The sequence below is a fragment of the Flavobacterium sp. LMO6 genome (assembly GCF_009495795.1).
Lineage (GTDB): Bacteria > Bacteroidota > Bacteroidia > Flavobacteriales > Flavobacteriaceae > Flavobacterium.
This window is the reverse complement of record NZ_WIBH01000113.1, coordinates 1-223: the sequence shown is the minus strand read 5'-3', so window position 1 is coordinate 223 and position 223 is coordinate 1. Positions and strand designations below refer to the sequence as shown.

Below are 223 nucleotides of genomic sequence, written 5' to 3'. Positions count from 1 at the left end.
TTATTATTCTCTACTTGTATACTTGTTGGCATATTTTGTATCTTTTCTCCACCGCTTGTAATGTCGGTTTTATCTCCGAATTTCTTTGGTAACATTTTTGATAAAGCCCATTTTCTTGCGTCAATTTGAAGTCGATTTCTTTGTACAATATTATGATTAATTACTTTATTTCCGTTTTCATCTTCCCCAACATCTTCGCTCTGTTTATCGGCTATTTCAATAA

At 31.8% G+C, this 223-nt stretch carries 1 protein-coding gene; it reads right to left on the bottom strand.

Translation table 11 applies throughout. The features are described 5' to 3' along the window. Window positions 1-223: hypothetical protein (locus GFJ99_RS13600; protein WP_203228812.1), on the bottom strand; the 223-nt coding region annotated here is incomplete at both ends.